This window comes from Streptomyces sp. NPDC091281, assembly GCF_044757425.1.
Lineage (GTDB): Bacteria > Actinomycetota > Actinomycetes > Streptomycetales > Streptomycetaceae > Streptomyces.
This window is the reverse complement of sequence record NZ_JBIVUY010000016.1, coordinates 206,859-223,130: the sequence shown is the minus strand read 5'-3', so window position 1 is coordinate 223,130 and position 16,272 is coordinate 206,859. Positions and strand designations below refer to the sequence as shown.

Sequence of the window (16,272 nt, the reverse complement as noted above, 5' to 3'; positions counted from 1 at the left end):
CGATCTCCCACAGCCCGTCCGGAACAATCCAACTCCACGTACCCCGCCCCATAGACAGCCCAACGAGCGATCACCACGTAGGACACGGTCTTAGACCCCCTCCGGGGTCAGGGGTGGTCGGCGGGTGCGGCGCCGTCGTGGCCGGTCGCGCAGTTCCCCGCGCCCCTAGGGGGTACGCCCCACGCCCGCCCCCTACGCCCGCCCCCTGAACCCGCCCACCTCCCCACCCGCATCCCCGGCGGAGCTGTTTGCTGGGATGCTGGGGGCTTACGTCCGACGGGTGGGCCGGGGGGTCCGGGAGGGTGGAGGTCAGGGTGCGGGTGGTCATCGCCGAGGATTCGGTGCTGTTGCGGGAGGGGCTGACGCGGTTGCTGACCGACCGCGGGCACGAGGTGGTCGCGGGGGTCGGGGACGCGGTGGCGCTGGTGAAGACGGTCACCGAGCTGGACGCGGAGGGCGCGCTGCCCGACGTGGTGGTGGCGGACGTACGGATGCCGCCGACGCACACCGACGAGGGGGTGCGGGCCGCCGTCCAGTTGCGCAAGGCGCATCCGGAGCTGGGGGTGCTGGTGCTGTCGCAGTACGTGGAGGAAAGGTACGCCACCGAACTGCTGGCCGGTTCCAGCCGCGGGGTGGGCTATCTGCTCAAGGACCGGGTCGCCGAGGTGCGGGAGTTCGTGGACGCCGTGGTGCGGGTCGCGCAGGGCGGCACCGCGCTCGATCCGGAGGTCGTGGCGCAGTTGCTGGGGCGCAGCCGGAAGCAGGACGTGCTGGCGGGACTGACGCCCCGGGAGCGGGAGGTGCTGGGGCTGATGGCGGAGGGCCGGACCAACTCGGCGATCGCGAAACAGCTGGTGGTGAGCGACGGCGCGGTGGAGAAGCACGTCAGCAACATCTTCCTGAAGCTGGGCCTCTCCCCCAGCGACGGCGACCACCGGCGGGTGCTCGCCGTGCTGACGTATCTGAACTCGTGACGGCCGCCGGGGCGGGCCGCGTCCCTCGGGGGCGGTTCGGGGGAACAACTAGGGGAACCCAGCGAAACCGGTCGGAGCGTCTTGCCGGGCGGTACCGGCGGGGCGGGAAATCATGGCCAGCGGGCGCCCCCGCCGGCCCGGGGCACTGATCGTGATGCGCAGGGCCGCCGGAAGGCGACCCCCACAGTCGTAGGGTTGATCCAGGGAGCGCGCCTTCGGGTGGGCCCTCCCGGACCAGCCGCCTTCGAGGAGGTCCAGTTCAGTGACCAGTCAGGTCAGCAGCCCAGCGGAACGGGACGACGGCACGGACGCGGCCGTCGTGGGAGAGCAGCGCAAACCGGGCGGGACGAAGGACGTACGGCGTCTCGACCGGGTGATCATCAGGTTCGCGGGCGACTCGGGCGACGGGATGCAGCTCACCGGCGACCGGTTCACCTCGGAGACGGCGTCGTTCGGGAACGACCTGTCGACCCTGCCGAACTTCCCGGCCGAGATCCGGGCCCCCGCCGGGACCCTGCCGGGTGTCTCCTCGTTCCAGCTGCACTTCGCCGACCACGACATCCTGACCCCCGGTGACGCGCCGAACGTGCTGGTCGCAATGAACCCGGCGGCGTTGAAGGCCAACATCGGGGACGTGCCGCGCGGCGCGGAGATCATCGTCAACACGGACGAGTTCACCAAGCGGGCGATGCAGAAGGTGGGGTACGCGGCCTCGCCGCTGGAGGACGGTTCCCTCGACGGCTACCAGCTCCATCCGGTCCCGCTGACCACCCTGACCGTCGAGGCACTCAAGGATTTCGACCTCACCCGCAAGGAGGCCGAGCGCAGCAAGAACATGTTCGCGCTCGGCCTTCTCTCGTGGATGTACCACCGGCCCACCGAGGGCACGGAGCGGTTCCTGACCAGGAAGTTCGCGAAGAAGCCCGACATCGCGGCGGCGAACATCGCCGCGTTCCGGGCGGGCTGGAACTTCGGGGAGACCACCGAGGACTTCGCGGTCAGCTACGAGGTGGCGCCCGCCGCGACGGCGTTCCCGGTCGGCACGTACCGGAACATCTCCGGGAACCTGGCGCTGGCGTACGGGCTGATCGCGGCGGGGCAGCAGGCGGATCTGCCGCTGTTCCTCGGCTCGTACCCGATCACCCCGGCCTCGGACATCCTGCACGAGCTGAGCCGGCACAAGAACTTCGGCGTACGGACCTTCCAGGCCGAGGACGAGATCGCCGGGATCGGGGCGGCGCTGGGCGCGGCGTTCGGCGGGGCGCTCGGCGTGACCACGACCTCGGGGCCGGGGGTGGCGCTCAAGAGCGAGACGATCGGGCTGGCGGTGTCGATGGAACTGCCGCTCCTGGTGGTCGACATCCAGCGCGGCGGGCCGTCGACGGGGCTGCCGACCAAGACCGAGCAGGCCGATCTGCTCCAGGCGATGTTCGGGCGCAACGGCGAGGCGCCGGTCCCGATCGTCGCGCCCCGCACCCCGGCCGACTGCTTCGACGCGGCGCTGGAGGCGGCCCGGATCGCGCTGACCTACCGCACCCCGGTGATGCTGCTCTCGGACGGCTACCTCGCCAACGGCTCCGAGCCCTGGCGCATCCCCGAGCAGGACGAACTGCCCGACCTGGCCGTGGCGTTCGCGCAGGGGCCGAACCACACGCTGGAGGACGGCAGCGAGGTCTTCTGGCCGTACAAGCGTGATCCGCTGACCCTGGCGCGGCCGTGGGCGGTGCCGGGGACGCCGGGGCTGGAGCACCGGATCGGCGGCATCGAGAAGGAGGACGGCACCGGCCACATCTCCTACTCCCCCGCCAACCACGACCTGATGGTCCGCCTCCGCCAGGCGAAGATCGACGGCATCGAGGTCCCGGACGTCGAGGTCGACGACCCGGACGGGGCGCGCACCCTGGTCCTCGGCTGGGGCTCGACGTTCGGTCCGATCACCGCGGCCGTACGGCGGCTGCGGGTGGCGGGGCTGCCGATCGCGCAGGCGCACCTGCGGCATCTCAACCCGTTCCCGAAGAACCTCGGCGCGGTGCTGGGGGCGTACGACCGGGTCGTCGTCCCGGAGATGAACCTCGGCCAGCTGGCGACCCTGATCCGGGCCCGGTACCTGGTCGACGCGCGGTCCTACAACCAGGTCAACGGCATGCCGTTCAAGGCGGAGCAGCTCGCCGCCGCGCTGACGGCGGCCATCGAGGAGGGCACCGATGCCTGAGACCCCCACGACCTCCGCCACGACCCCTCCCGCGGCCTCCGCCACGCCCCCTCCCGCGTCCCCTCCCACGGCCTCCACCGCACCCTCCGCCGCATCCTCCGCCGGGACGCCCGCCTCCGCCTGCGCGACGCCGCCCACGGGTGACGGGAGCGGTTCCCCGGCCCTGCTCGACCTGGTGCCCAAGGCCGTGGGCCGGCAGTCGATGAAGGACTTCAAGTCGGACCAGGAGGTCCGCTGGTGCCCCGGCTGCGGGGACTACGCGATCCTGGCGGCCGTCCAGGGCTTCATGCCGGAACTGGGCCTGGCGAAGGAGAACATCGTCTTCGTCTCGGGCATCGGCTGCTCGTCGCGGTTCCCGTACTACATGAACACGTACGGCATGCACTCGATCCACGGGCGGGCGCCCGCGATCGCGACCGGGCTGGCGGCGAGCCGCCGCGACCTGAGCGTGTGGGTGGTGACCGGGGACGGCGACGCGCTGTCCATCGGCGGCAACCATCTGATCCACGCCCTGCGCCGCAACGTCAATCTGAAGATCCTGTTGTTCAACAACCGTATCTACGGCCTGACGAAGGGCCAGTACTCCCCCACCTCCGAGATCGGCAAGATCACCAAGTCGACGCCGATGGGGTCGCTGGACGCGCCCTTCAACCCGGTGTCGCTGGCGATCGGCGCGGAGGCGTCGTTCGTGGCGCGGACCGTGGACTCCGACCGCAAGCACCTCACCGAGGTCCTGCGGCAGGCCGCCGCCCATCCGGGGACGGCGCTGGTGGAGATCTACCAGAACTGCAACATCTTCAACGACGGCGCCTTCGACGTCCTGAAGGACCGGCAGGCGGCCGAGGAGGCGGTGATCCGGCTGGAGCACGGGCAGCCGATCCGTTTCGGCGCCGACGGCGCGAAGGGCGTGGTCCGCGACCCGGCGACCGGGGATCTGGAGGTGGTGGCGGTGACCCCGGAGAACGAGGCGCGGGTGCTGGTGCACGACGCGCACGCGGCGTCCCCGACCACCGCGTTCGCCCTGTCCCGGCTGGCCGACCCGGACACCCTGCACCACACCCCGATCGGGGTGCTGCGCTCGGTGGAACGGCCGGTCTACGACACGCTCATGGCCGACCAGCTCGACGCGGCCGTGGAACGGCAGGGCAAGGGCGACCTCGCCGCGCTGCTGGCGGGCGGGGACACCTGGACGGTCGTCGGCTGAACCCGGTCCCGCCCGGTCCGCCCGGTGGGGCGGGTACGGCGGTACGTCGTCACGAGGCCCGGACGCGCTCCGTCCGGGCCTCGTCGTACGCCGTCCGCGCGCGCTCCACGTCGGACATCCGCTCCTCCGTCCAGCGGGCGAGGCCCTGGACCTGGACGGCGGCCTCGCGGCCGAGGCCGGTGAGGGAGTAGTCGACACGGGGCGGGATCACGGGCCGGGCGTCCCGGTGGACCAGGCCGTCACGCTCCAGGGTCTGGAGGGTCTGGGTGAGCATCTTCTCGCTGACCGTGCGGCCGTAGCCGCTGATCGCGCGCCGCAGCTCGCTGAAGCGGTACGGCCGCTCCAGCAGTTCCATCAGCACCAGGACGCCCCAGCGGCTGGTCACGTGCTCCATGACCAGGCGGTAGGGGCACATCGCCTCCACGGAACCGGACGGACCAGACGAACCGGAAGCCGCCACGGGCGCGGACGCGGGCCCCGTCCCGGGCTTCGGCACGGTCCCGGACGTCGGCACGGACACATCACACCGCTCACGCGCACTTACCTTCATGCCAGTACCTTACTTCAAAGTGGGTACTTTCGTTTGGTTAGCGCAGCTCCTAGGGTTAGTGCCAGTTCCTCGTACCTGACACCCCCACCTGGAGTTCGTGAACCATGAGCATCGTCGTCACCGGAGCCACCGGACACCTCGGCCGCCTCGTCGTGGAGAAGCTGCTGGAGACGGTCCCGGCCGAGCAGATCACCGCCGTCGTGCGCGACGAGGCGAAGGCCGCCGACCTCGCCGCCCGCGGGGTACGGCTCGCCGTGGCCGACTACAACGCCCCCGCCACCTTCGACGGCGTCCTCGCCGCCGGGGACAAGGTCCTGCTGATCTCGGGCAACGAGTTCGACAAGGGCCGGCCGGGGCAGCACCAGGTCGTCATCGACGCCGCGAAGGCCGCCGGGGTGGCGCTGCTGGCGTACACCAGCGCGCCGGGCGCGCTGACCGCGGCGCTCGCCGACGACCACCGCGCCACGGAGAAGGCGCTGCTCGCCTCGGGCCTGCCCTGGGTGCTGCTGCGCAACGGCTGGTACCACGAGAACTACACCGAGAACCTCGCGCCGGTCCTGGAGCACGACGCCGTGCTCGCCGCCGCCGGGGACGGCCGGGTCTCCTCCGCGTCCCGCGCCGACTACGCCGCCGCCGCGGCCGCCGTCCTGACCGGCGAGGGCCACGAGAACGCGACGTACGAGCTGGGCGGCGACGAGGCGTGGAGCTTCGCCGAGTACGCGGCCGAGCTGAGCCGGCAGACCGGGCGGACCATCGCCTACAACGCCGTGTCGGTCGAGGCGCTGGCCGGAATCCTGGCCGGTGCCGGGGTGCCCGGCCCGCTCGCCGCGATCCTGGCGGGCGTCGACGCGTCCATCGAGAAGGGCGAGCTGGTCGTCTCCAGCGGCGACCTGTCCCGCCTGACGGGGCGGCCGACCACCCCGCTCTCCGAGGCGATCGCGGTGGCCCTCAAGGGCTGAGCCGGAACCCGGGACCGGGCCCACCCTCACCTGTCATGACCGTATGGCGATACGGGCATGACAGGTGGGGGTGTTCGGCGCTACCTTCGTGCACGCAGGTGGACCTGCGGAGTGAGGGCGCAAGCGCGGAGGAGGGCCCGTGGGCGGAACATCGAGGGAGTCGACGGGATCGGCGGGGGCCGCCGGGTCCAAGGGGACACGGGGTGAGGCCCGGACCGGGCTGCTGAACGGTTTCGCCGCCTACGGGATGTGGGGGCTGGTCCCCCTGTTCTGGCCGCTGCTGAAGCCCGCCGGGGCCGGGGAGATCCTCGCGCACCGGATGGTGTGGTCGCTGGCCTTCGTCGCCGTGGCCCTGCTCGTGGTGCGGCGCTGGAAGTGGGCCGGTGAGCTGCTGCGCAGCCCGCGCCGCCTCGCGCTCGTCACGGTCGCCGCCGCCGTCATCACCGTCAACTGGGGCGTCTACATCTGGGCGGTGAACAGCGGTCACGTCGTCGAGGCGTCCCTCGGCTACTTCATCAACCCGCTGGTCACCATCGCCATGGGCGTGCTGCTGCTGAAGGAACGGCTGCGGCCGGTGCAGTGGGTCGCGGTCGGCGTCGGCTTCGCGGCCGTCGTGGTGCTGACCGTCGGCTACGGCCACCCGCCGTGGATCTCCCTCTGCCTCGCCTTCTCGTTCGCCGTGTACGGCCTGGTGAAGAAGAAGGTCAACCTCGGCGGGGTCGAGTCGCTGGCCGCCGAGACCGCGATCCAGTTCCTGCCCGCCCTCGGCTACCTGCTGTGGCTGTCCTCGCGGGGCGAGGCGACCTTCGGCACCGAGGGCGCGGGCCACGCGGCGCTGCTCGCGGCGACCGGTGTCGTCACCGCGCTGCCGCTGGTCTGCTTCGGCGCGGCGGCGATCCGCGTCCCGCTCTCCACGCTGGGCCTGCTCCAGTACATGGCGCCGGTCTTCCAGTTCCTGCTCGGCGTCCTCTACTTCGGCGAGGCGATGCCGCCGGAGCGCTGGGCCGGGTTCGCGCTGGTGTGGCTGGCGCTGGTGCTGCTGACCGCCGACGCCCTGCGCTTCACGCGCCGCTCCGCCGCGCGGCTCGCCGCGGACGGGCGGGCGGCGGGCCGGACCGTCGCCACGGGGGCGACCGTCCCCGCCGAGGCCGCGACCGCCCATGCCACCGCCTCCGCCTCCGCCTCCGCTACGGCTGGTGCCGCCGCGGAAGGGGAGCCCGTGGTGTCGTCGGGGACGGACGGGGCGCGGAACAACAGGTCGTAGCCCCCCTACCTGCCAGGCGGGTCTACTGCGAGGACGGTTGCCCGGTCGGTGACTGTCCGGTCGGTGGGCGTTCGGTGGCGGGTCTGGCGCGGGCGCGGTGGGCGCGGACCTTGTCGCGGTTGCCGCAGTGTTCCATCGCGCACCAGCGGCGGCGGCCGGGGCGTGAGGTGTCGACGAAGAGCAGTCGGCAGTCGTGGGCGCCGCATTCGCGGACGCGGTGTGCGTACGGGCCGCTGAACAGGTCGATCGCGTCGCGGGCGACCGTCGACAGCACCTGGGTGCCGGTCGCGCCGGGCGCCCAGACGCGGGTGCCGTCGGGGGCGAGCCGGGAGACGAGCGGGGGTTCGGCCGCCGCCGCGTTGACGGCGGCCAGCAGGTCGGGCCGGAGCGGGCGGCCGTGCGCGTGGTCGGCGGTGAGCAGGAACAGGGCGTTGCGCACCTCCCGGACACGGGCCAGTTCGGCCTCGGTGACGACGGGTTCCAGGCCGTCCGGGAGCCGGCTGCGGGCCGTCCAGACGACCAGGTCGGCGGGGGTGTGCAGCACCTCGTAGCGGGCGTAGGCCCCCGGACCGCCGGTCGGCAGGAGTTCCAGGCAGAGCGCGCCGGGGTCGAAGCGGTAGGGGCGGCCGTCGTGGGTGTGGAGGACCAGGCCGGGGGGACGGCCGTCCGGCGACCCGCCCTGCGCTCCCCGTGCCGCACCCGGCGTTCCCGATGTTCCCGATGTTCCCGGCGTACTCGGTGGTCCCGATCCCGGAGTTTCCGGTGTTCCCGGCGTTTCCGTTGCCCGCGCGCTCATGTAACCACTATAACTGGTTACATGAGCGAGACACCCGAAGCACCCCGCCCGTCCGCGACGCCCGTGCACTGGAAGCTGGTCGTCGACTCCCTCGACCCGCACGCCCAGGCCGACTTCTGGGCCGGTGCGCTGCACTACGCGGTCGAGGACAACAGCGCCCTCGTCGAACGGCTGCTGGAGCTGGGCGCGCTGCCCGGCGCGGCGACGGTGGAGTTCCACGGCCGCCCCGCCTTCCGTGACCTCATCGCCGTACGGCATCCCGAGGACCCGTACGACGCGGACAGCGGGACCGGGCTGGGGCGGCGGCTGCTGTTCCAGCGGGTGCCCGAGGCGAAGACCGTCAAGAACCGTCTCCACCTTGATCTCCACCCCGGGGAGGGGCTGCGGGAGGCGGAGGTGGAGCGGCTGACCGCGCTGGGAGCGAGCGTGCTGCGGGAGGTGAAGGAGCCCTCCGGGGCGTGGGTGGTCATGGCGGACCCGGAGGGCAACGAGTACTGCGTGCACTGAGCCGGACACTCCCGCTCCGTACGGTCACCCGGCCGGGACGGCTCGCACGCAAGCCGCCCGGCCGGAACCGCCCGGGGTCACCCTCGGGGCTGGTCCTCCGGGCCGCCCGCGCGCTCGGCGCGTCGGGTCAGCCGGGTCATCCGGGCGCGGGCCGACTCCAGTTGGTCGGACTCCTCTGCGGCCGGACCGTCCCCCGCGGCCAGTTCGGTCCACAGGGTGAGCAGTTCGGTGCCGAGGTTCAGGCCCTGGAACGGGTCGCGCACCGCCCGCCAGGCCGCCGCCGCGCTCTGCACGTTGCCGTAGGCGCTCTCCCCGTCGCCGTCGCGGTGGTGGAGCCGGGCCAGGTCGAGCGAGAGGTGGAAGGCGCGCACCGGGTCGCCGCCCAGGTAGGCGATGTACGCGGTGAGTTCGCGCAGCCGGAGCACCTCGGGGTGCCCGGCGCCCAGGGTGGCCGAGGCCTCGGTGAGGGTACGGTCCGCGAGCGCCGCCGCCCGGTCCGTACGGCCCGCCCGCACGGCCTCGTTGATCTGCGCCAGCGGCTCCCCCAGCAGCGCCGGGGCGCCCCCGGTACCCGGCAGGGTCCGCGGGTCCTCCCCGAGCACGGCCTCCGCGACGGCGTCGAACCCGCGGGCCGGGGTGGGCTTGGGGTCGGGGTCGAGGAGGGCGTCGGCGGCGGAGACGTGACCGAGGAGCGGGGCGCGCTCGGGCGCGGGCGCCCGCGTGGTCTCGGGGAGGGGCAGCGGGAGGGGGGCGGGGACGGGGAAGGGCTCGGGGGCGGGGGCACTGGTGGGGGCGGGCTTGGGTGCGGCGGTGGGCTCAGGCGTGGACGCGGTGATCGGCTCCGGGGCGGAGGCCGGGGCGGGCGCGACGGGCCCGGCAGGCGCGACGGGCCCGGCAGGCGGGGTGTCCATCACCGGGGGCGGGCCGAAGACGCCGGTGGGCGCGGCGGCGGTGCCGGGGGCGACGTCCGAGAGCGGGAGCGGGGTCAGGTCCGCGGTCGGCTCCGGAGCCGGGGTCGGCGTCTGGGTCGAGGGCTCTGCCGGGGCGGGAGCCGTACTCCGGTCGGGAGCCGCGACCGGCACGGACTCGGGCGACGGCGCAGGCTCGGTGGCCGACGGAGCGGCGGAGACGGCAGGGGACGCCGGGACGGCAGGCGCACTGGCGGCAGCCGGGGCTGCGGGGGCGACCGGGGCTGCGGGGGCAACCGGGGCGGCGGCCACGGCTGGGCCGTCGCCCGGCTCCCTCGGGGGCGCGACCCGCAGCGGCTCGCCGGTGAAGTGGCTGGAGCCGTCGGGCTCGACGCGGAGCGGGACGACGTAGCCGATGCGTTCGTCGTGGACGGTGGCGAGGACGGGGCGGCCGGTGGCCCGGGCGATGCGGTGGAGGTGGCCGAGGACGGCGTGCTGGGGCTCCTGGCCGGGTGCCACGGTGACCGGGACGTCGCCGACCGACGCCGGACCGCCCGCGCGGACGCGCACGTCCAGCGGGACGGACCCCACGGCCGCCCCTCCGCCGTGCCGCTGTTCCCGCTTCTTCTCGCGGCTGAGTCGAGACATCGGTTCCTCACCCTGACGCATCGCCGTGCACGTACCTTGTGCTCATGACCCGCGTACCCACCGGTACACGTAGGGTCGAGTCTCTCCGCTCGCCCCCGGTACCGACGTCACCGCGACGTCACAGCCTCGTTCCAAGGTCCTGCCGGGCCCGGACGGGAGCGGCGCGCACGACGGGGGGACCGGGCGCGGCGGGAGCCACGGGAAGGCCCGGGAGAGCGGGGAAGGCGGAGAAGGGGGACGGGGCATGAGCACCACGGACGAGCGCGGCGGGCCGGGCGGGCCGGAGATCTGGCTGCGCGGACCGGTGGCGGCCCCCGGCCGGGCGCCCGGCGGGCGGCGCTACTCCTGGCTCGCCACGCACGGCGGGGCCGGTGCCACCACCCTCGCCGCCGTCTACGGCGGCCACGACTGCGGCCGGAGCTGGCCGGGCCCCGGCGAGCCGACCTCCGTCCTGCTGGTCGCCCGCACCCACGCCACCGGCCTGGAGGCGGCCGTACGGGCCCTGGAGACGTTCCGGCGCGGGCAGGCGCCCGCGGGCCTCGACCTGGACGGGATCGTCCTCGTCGCCGACGCGCCGGGCAGGCTGCCGCGACCGCTCGCGCAGCGGGCGAAGCAGATCGAGACGGTGATCGACGTGTACCGGGTGCCGTGGGTGACGGACTGGCGGCTGGGCGACCTGACGGGCCCGCCGCCACGCGAGACCGACCCCCTGATCCGCCTCACGGGCACGGCCGCCGCCCGCCGCACCCGCTGAACACGTCCGGCCGCCCGTACGAGGGGGGCGCGGCGGGCGGGCCCGCGGAGTCGGCCGTGGCGCTCGCCGCCGCCGTACGGGCCGGGCGGCTGCGGGCCACCGACGTCGTCGCGGCGGCCCTCGCGCGCATCCGGCGGGTGGACCGGGCGCTGGGCGCCTTCGCCGAGGTGTGGGAGGAGGCCGCCGGGGCGCGGGCGGCCGAGGTGGACGCGCGGCTCGCCGCGGGCGCGCACCTGCCGCTCGCCGGGGTGCCGATCGGCGTCAAGGGGCGGCACGGGCTGCGGGTGGCCGCCCCGCTCGTGGCGGCGGGCTGCGTGCCGGTCGGCGCGACCGCCGTCCCCGGGCCCGGTACGCCGTGGCAGACCTGGGGGCTCGGCGCGCACGGCCGGACCGTGAATCCGTGGCGCGCCGACCGCACGCCGGGCGGCTCGTCGGCCGGTGCGGCGGCGGCGGTCGCGGCCGGTCTGGTGCCGCTGGCGACCGGCGCCGACGGCGCGGGGTCGGTACGCATCCCGGCGGCCTGGTGCGGGGTCCTCGGCCTGAAGGCGACCAACGGCCGCTTCCCGTCCGCCGACCGTACGGGCCTGGCGGCACCCGGGGTCCTGGCCCGCCACCCGGCGGACGCGGCGGCGTACTGGCGGGCGATGACCGGGGAGCGGGCTGCCCCCGACGGCGAGCGGGGCGGGGCGGGGTGCGCGGCGTCGGGGGTCCCGCCGGTGGCGGTCTTCTCCGCCGGTCTCGGGTTCGCCGTCCCCGACCCGGAGCAGTGGGCCCTCGCCCGCGCCGCCGCCGTACGCCTCGCGGACAGCGGTGCCGTACGGCTGCTCGCGGGGCCGGAGCACGCCGTGCGGCTGCGGGACCCGGCGGCGGCCTGGCTCGCGCTCCGGGCGGGCGGGGGCGGAACAGCTGGGGGCGGGGCGGGCGCGGGCACGGACGGGGGCGCGGACGGCGCGCGGGAGGTGAACGACCGGCGGCTGGCGGCGTTCTTCGCGCGGGCGGACCTGCTGCTGACCCCGACGACTCCGCACGCCCCCCACGGTCACGACGGACCGGGTGACCGCTACTCCACGGCGTTGACGTGGGCGTTCAACCTCAGCGGGCATCCGGCGCTCAGCCTCCCGGCCGGCTTCGACACGGACGGCTGCCCGGCGGGGCTCCAGGCGGTCGCGGCACCGGGCCGGGAGGCGCTGCTGCTGACGCTGGCGGAAGCGGCGTACGCGGCGACCGGGACGCCGTAGGCGGCATACCCCCGGCGTCCGGAACCGCGTCCGGAACCGCGTCGGCAACCCTGGCCAAACTAAGTGCACACGCATATGATGCACACGCACTTAATGCGCGTACGCCGATGACCTGGAGGATCGATGAGCAGCACCCGCCGCTTCCTGTTCGTGCTGGGGAGCAGCCGTGCCGAGGGCAACACCGAGCTGCTGGCCCGGAAGGCGGCCGAGCAGTTGCCGGCCGATGTCGAGCAGGAGTGGATCAGCCTGCTCGACCACCCGCTGCCGGACTTCGTGGACCTGCGCCACGACAGCGACCACGTCCGCCCCACCGAGGGCCCCACGGGCCTGTTGCTCGACGCGACGCTCGCGGCGACGGACGTCGTGATCGCCTCGCCGCTGTACTGGTACACGCTCTCGGCGCCGGTGAAGCGCTATCTCGACCACTGGTCGGGCTGGCTGCGCACGCCCGGAGTCGACTTCGCCGCGACCCTCGACGGGCGCACCCTGTGGGGGGTCACCGCGCTCGCCCACGACGAACTGGAGGTCGCCGAACCGCTGGTCGGCGCGCTCAACCACTCGGCCGCCTATCTGCGGATGCGGTTCGGCGGGGTCCTCCTCGGCAACGGCAGCAAGCCCGGCGACGTCCTCAAGGACACCGGGGCCCTCACCCGCGCCAAGACCTTCTTCGCCCAGGAGCCGCCGCTCGCCCGCTTCCCGTACGACGCGGAGTGAGCCACGTGGCTACGTGGTGATGTCGCGTGTGGTGAAGCGGGCCCAGGCCGCCGAGCCGAACACGGCGACGTAGAGGGCCTGGAGGCCCAGGTCGCGCTGGATCTCGTCCCAGTAGACCGGCTCGCGCATCAGGTCCGCGAAGGACAGCCAGTAGTGGGAGAAGAGGTACGGCTGGATCGCGTGCAGCTGGGGGATCTGGTCGACGATCTGCACGGTGGTGAGCAGGCCGACGGTCGTCGCCATGGCGGCGATGCCGCTGGTGCCGAGGGTGGAGACGAAGAGGCCGAGGGCGGCGACACCGAGCAGGGAGGCGGCCACGACCAGGGCGATCAGCAGGGCCCGCAGGAGTCCGTCCGTGAAGGAGATCCGGGTGCCGGAGATCGTGGTGAGGTCCCCCAGGGGGAAGAGCAGCGCGCCCGTCGCGAGCGCGGACACGGCGACGACGAGGGTGGCCAGCAGGCAGAACGCCGCGAGGGTCGCGTACTTGGCGAGCAGCAGCCGGGTACGGCCTGCGGGGGCGACCAGCAGGTAGCGGAGGGTGCCGGAGCCCGCCTCCCCGGCGACGGTGTCCCCGGCGACGACGCCGACGGCCATCGGCAGGAAGAAGGGGAGGGTCGCGGCGAGCGCGGTGAACACCAGGAAGAGGCCGTTGTTGGTGATCTGCGCCATGAAGGCGGGCCCCGCCGCGCCGCCCCCGGAGCCGCCCGCGCCGCCGCTGTCGCCGGTCTCGATCCGTACGGCGATCCCGACCAGGACGGGCACGGCGGCGAGGACACCCAGCAGGGCGAGGGTCCGCCAGCGGCGCAGGGTGACGGTCAGCTCGCTGCGGAGGAGGCCGAGGGCCCAGAGGGGGTGAGGGGAGGAAGCCGTAGGGGGCTTAGGGGTCGTAGGTGTTGGGGTTGTACGGGATGTGGGGTCCGGGTCGGTCGGGCCGGTCAACCCGGGGGTGGAGGTCGGTCCGGGGGTGGGGGACGTGGTGTCCGCCGGTCCGTGGTCAGCCCGCGACATCGAAGCCCTCCCCGGTGAGTGCCACGAACGCGTCCTCCAGGGAGGCGCGTTCGACGCCGAAGCCGCGGACGCGGACGCCCGCCGTGACCAGGGCCGCGTTGAGGGCGGCGAGGTCGTGCTCGCCGGGGTCGCCCGACACCCGCTCCCCCGTGACGACGAGGTCGCCCACACCGTGCTCCTTGAGGAGGCGGGCGGCGTCCGCCGGGTCCGCCGTGGTGACGACGAGCCGTCCGCGGGCCCGCGCCGCGAGGTCGGCGACCACGCCCTGGGTGAGGAGTCTGCCGCGTGCCATGACGGCGGCGTGCGTGCAGACCTGCTCGATCTCGTCGAGGAGGTGGGAGGAGAGGAAGACGGTGGTGCCGTCGGCGGCCAGCTCCCGCACCAGGACCCGGATCTCGCGCATGCCCTGCGGATCGAGGCCGTTGGTCGGTTCGTCCAGGACGAGCAGCCGGCGGGGCTGGAGGAGGGCGGCGGCGAGGCCGAGCCGCTGCTTCATGCCGAGCGAGTACGCCTTGGCCTTCTTGCCCGCGGCGGCCGTCAGCCCGACCCGGTCCAGCGCCCGGCCGACGCGGGCCCGGCGGGTGCGCGGGTCGGCGGTGGGGTCGGCGGCGTCGTAGCGCAGGAGGTTGTCGCGGCCGGAGAGGAAGCCGTACAGGGCGGGGCCCTCGATGAGGGCGCCGACGTGCGGCAGGACGGCGCGGGTGGCGCGGGGCATGGGCTGCCCCAGGACCCGGGCCGTGCCGGAGGTGGGCTCGATGAGGCCCATCAGCATGCGGATGGTGGTGGTCTTGCCGGAGCCGTTGGGGCCGAGGAAGCCGAAGACGCTGCCCGCCGGGACGGCCAGGTCGAGGCCGTCCACGGCGAGCTGTCCGCCCCGGTAGCGCTTGGTGAGGGCGCGGGTGCGGATGACGGTGTCGTCGTCACGGCTCCCGGCAGGACCGCCCGGTGCGGGGCTCCGCGTGCTGTCGGGCGGGCCGCCCGGGGCGGGCGGTGGCGCGTCCTCGTCCATCGGCTCCCCCGTTCGTCGCCCCGCCCGCCCCGTACGTCGGTCGTACGGGGCTGACGTCAGGGTACTTACCGGGCCGTGTCGGCCGCCTTGACGAGGGCGTCCTTGGTGACGGCGCCGACGTAGACCTTGCCGTCGTCGGTGACGAGGGCGTTGATCAGGCGGGTGGAGAAGACGGTGCCGGAGCCGAAGTCGCCCTTCACCTTGTCGCCGAAGGAGTCCATGAAGTCGCCGAGGCCGCCGAGGCCGCCCGCGTCGGGCAGGTCGGCGCCGGACGGGACGCCCTCGCCGCCGGTGTCGAAGGTGGCGACGCTGGTCCAGCCCTCGCCGAGCACGGTGGCCCCGTCGAGGTCCCCGGCGAAGCCCTCGGCGCCCTCGGTGAAGGGGGCGCCGCCCTTGGCCGTGTCCGGGGCACCGCCCTTGGCCGAGTCGGGGGCCTCGGGGGTGTCGCCCTCGGTGACCTTGGCGCCCTTGGGCGGGGTGAAGTCGAAGGTGGACGCGGCGGGCTTGGCGAAGCTGACCTTGGTGAACCCGGCGTCGACGACGGCCGCGCCGCCGCCGGTCGGGGTGAGGGTGAACTTGAGCGGCAGGCCGGTCTTCGCGTCGACGGCGACGGTGACCGCGCCGACGGTGGAACCGGACTGCTTCGGCTTGACCAGCAGCTTGTAGGCGTCGCGGCCGGCGACCTGGACGGTGCCGTCCACGGTGACGGACGTGGTGCCGTCGACGGCCTTGAGGGCTTCTTCGGTCAGTTCCTTGGGTGTGGTGGGCGCGGGGGTGCCGGAGGCGCGGTCGTCGGCGCCGGCGGGGGCGTCACCGGTGGAGTGGTAGACCTCGTTGGAGGCGCTGTCGTACCCCCACACGTCCTTGCCGTTGTGGATGACGCTGTACTCGGCGGCGTTCTCCAGGAGGGAGAGCTTCTGCCGGTCCGGGCCGTCGGCGGCGACGCGCAGGGTGTGGGTGCCGGAGGCGAGTTCGGTGAGGCGGGTGGACGGGTCGGCGGAGGAGCCGTCGGAGGCGCCCCCCGCGGCCCCCGCGAGGAGCCCGCTCTCCAGGCCGCCCAGGTCGGGCAGGCCCAGGTCGGTGGTGATCTTCACGGTGCCGGACAGCTGCTGCACGTCCGACGCGGCGATCTTCTCGATGAGCTGCTGGGCGCTGATCTTCGGCAGGTCGGGGTCGCCCGAGTCGGCGAGGGCCGGGACGAGCCCGATCGTCGCCGCCGCGATGCCCACCACGGTGACCGGGACGACGTACCGCACGGCCTTGCGCCGCCCGGCGCGCAGGTCGTCGGCCTCGCCGGGGTGCGTGCTGTCGTCGGATGCGTACGGTGCCATGTGTGCCTTACCTCCGTCGTCGGCGGCGGCGGGCGGCCGTCTCACGTACCAACGTCCTTGCCCCGGGCCGCCATTCTCACCCGAATCGGTGAGGAGCGATGATTACCGTGCTCACCATCTGACCAAATGAGCCGCCGTCATTCGTCAGCCCTCGGACGCAAATCGACGTACACCTCCGGTATGACACGGGGGTGGG

15 protein-coding genes are annotated in these 16,272 nt (G+C 74.1%); 9 read left to right on the top strand and 6 right to left on the bottom strand.

What is annotated here, in order from left to right:
• Positions 1–314 precede the first annotated feature (314 nt).
• From ACIQPQ_RS33985 to ACIQPQ_RS33975, 3 genes are all read left to right on the top strand, one after another.
• Positions 315–974: a LuxR C-terminal-related transcriptional regulator gene (locus ACIQPQ_RS33985; RefSeq protein ID WP_401311776.1), complete on the top strand. Its 660-nt coding sequence runs from the start codon at positions 315–317 to the stop codon at positions 972–974.
• A 262-nt stretch (positions 975–1,236) separates the two neighbouring features.
• Positions 1,237–3,186 (top strand): 2-oxoacid:acceptor oxidoreductase subunit alpha, encoded by a 1,950-nt coding sequence (locus tag ACIQPQ_RS33980; protein WP_401311773.1) that lies wholly within the window; start codon positions 1,237–1,239, stop codon positions 3,184–3,186.
• A gap of 202 nt (positions 3,187–3,388) precedes the next feature.
• Positions 3,389–4,390 (top strand): 2-oxoacid:ferredoxin oxidoreductase subunit beta, encoded by a 1,002-nt coding sequence (locus ACIQPQ_RS33975; RefSeq protein WP_383776474.1) that lies wholly within the window; start codon positions 3,389–3,391, stop codon positions 4,388–4,390.
• Between the two features lie 49 nt (positions 4,391–4,439).
• Here ACIQPQ_RS33975 and ACIQPQ_RS33970 read toward each other — a convergent pair whose 3' ends face one another.
• Complete coding sequence (locus tag ACIQPQ_RS33970) at positions 4,440–4,805, bottom strand: winged helix-turn-helix transcriptional regulator (RefSeq protein ID WP_401311770.1); 366 nt, start codon at positions 4,803–4,805, stop codon at positions 4,440–4,442.
• 239 nt (positions 4,806–5,044) lie between these two features.
• Between ACIQPQ_RS33970 and ACIQPQ_RS33965 the strand changes: the two genes are divergently transcribed.
• Both ACIQPQ_RS33965 and rarD read left to right on the top strand, forming a co-directional pair.
• Complete coding sequence (locus tag ACIQPQ_RS33965) at positions 5,045–5,899, top strand: SDR family oxidoreductase (protein ID WP_401311767.1); 855 nt, start codon at positions 5,045–5,047, stop codon at positions 5,897–5,899.
• Between the two features lie 247 nt (positions 5,900–6,146).
• A complete protein-coding gene (gene rarD, locus ACIQPQ_RS33960; protein ID WP_401311805.1) occupies positions 6,147–7,163 on the top strand; it encodes an EamA family transporter RarD in 1,017 nt (338 codons plus the stop codon).
• A 22-nt stretch (positions 7,164–7,185) separates the two neighbouring features.
• Here rarD and ACIQPQ_RS33955 read toward each other — a convergent pair whose 3' ends face one another.
• A complete protein-coding gene (locus ACIQPQ_RS33955; protein ID WP_401311802.1) occupies positions 7,186–7,812 on the bottom strand; it encodes a CGNR zinc finger domain-containing protein in 627 nt (208 codons plus the stop codon).
• 168 nt (positions 7,813–7,980) lie between these two features.
• Here ACIQPQ_RS33955 and ACIQPQ_RS33950 point away from each other — a divergent pair, with 168 nt between their 5' ends.
• Positions 7,981–8,466 (top strand): VOC family protein, encoded by a 486-nt coding sequence (locus ACIQPQ_RS33950; protein WP_401311765.1) that lies wholly within the window; start codon positions 7,981–7,983, stop codon positions 8,464–8,466.
• A 77-nt stretch (positions 8,467–8,543) separates the two neighbouring features.
• Here ACIQPQ_RS33950 and ACIQPQ_RS33945 read toward each other — a convergent pair whose 3' ends face one another.
• Entirely contained in the window at positions 8,544–10,022 is a 1,479-nt protein-coding gene (locus tag ACIQPQ_RS33945) for a tetratricopeptide repeat protein (RefSeq protein ID WP_401311762.1), read from the bottom strand.
• A gap of 244 nt (positions 10,023–10,266) precedes the next feature.
• Between ACIQPQ_RS33945 and ACIQPQ_RS33940 the strand changes: the two genes are divergently transcribed.
• From ACIQPQ_RS33940 to ACIQPQ_RS33930, 3 genes are all read left to right on the top strand, one after another.
• Positions 10,267–10,776, top strand: coding sequence for a DUF6668 family protein (locus tag ACIQPQ_RS33940; protein WP_401311759.1), 510 nt, complete (start codon positions 10,267–10,269; stop codon positions 10,774–10,776).
• Positions 10,777–10,832: 56 nt separating this feature from the next.
• Positions 10,833–12,014, top strand: a complete 1,182-nt coding sequence (locus ACIQPQ_RS33935) for an amidase family protein (protein WP_401311757.1) — start codon at positions 10,833–10,835, stop codon at positions 12,012–12,014.
• Positions 12,015–12,137: 123 nt separating this feature from the next.
• Positions 12,138–12,728, top strand: a complete 591-nt coding sequence (locus ACIQPQ_RS33930) for a flavodoxin family protein (RefSeq protein WP_401311754.1) — start codon at positions 12,138–12,140, stop codon at positions 12,726–12,728.
• Between the two features lie 9 nt (positions 12,729–12,737).
• Here the strand turns inward: ACIQPQ_RS33930 and ACIQPQ_RS33925 are convergent, their stop codons facing one another.
• The 3 genes from ACIQPQ_RS33925 to ACIQPQ_RS33915 all read right to left on the bottom strand — a co-directional run bounded on the left by ACIQPQ_RS33925 (position 12,738) and on the right by ACIQPQ_RS33915 (position 16,076).
• A complete protein-coding gene (locus tag ACIQPQ_RS33925) occupies positions 12,738–13,736 on the bottom strand; it encodes an ABC transporter permease (protein WP_401311752.1) in 999 nt (332 codons plus the stop codon).
• Positions 13,723–14,745 (bottom strand): ABC transporter ATP-binding protein, encoded by a 1,023-nt coding sequence (locus ACIQPQ_RS33920; protein WP_401311749.1) that lies wholly within the window; start codon positions 14,743–14,745, stop codon positions 13,723–13,725. Before ACIQPQ_RS33920 ends, ACIQPQ_RS33925 begins: the two co-directional genes overlap by 14 nt.
• 65 nt (positions 14,746–14,810) lie before the next feature.
• Positions 14,811–16,076: an outer membrane lipoprotein carrier protein LolA gene (locus tag ACIQPQ_RS33915; protein ID WP_401311746.1), complete on the bottom strand. Its 1,266-nt coding sequence runs from the start codon at positions 16,074–16,076 to the stop codon at positions 14,811–14,813.
• Positions 16,077–16,272: the final 196 nt, after the last annotated feature.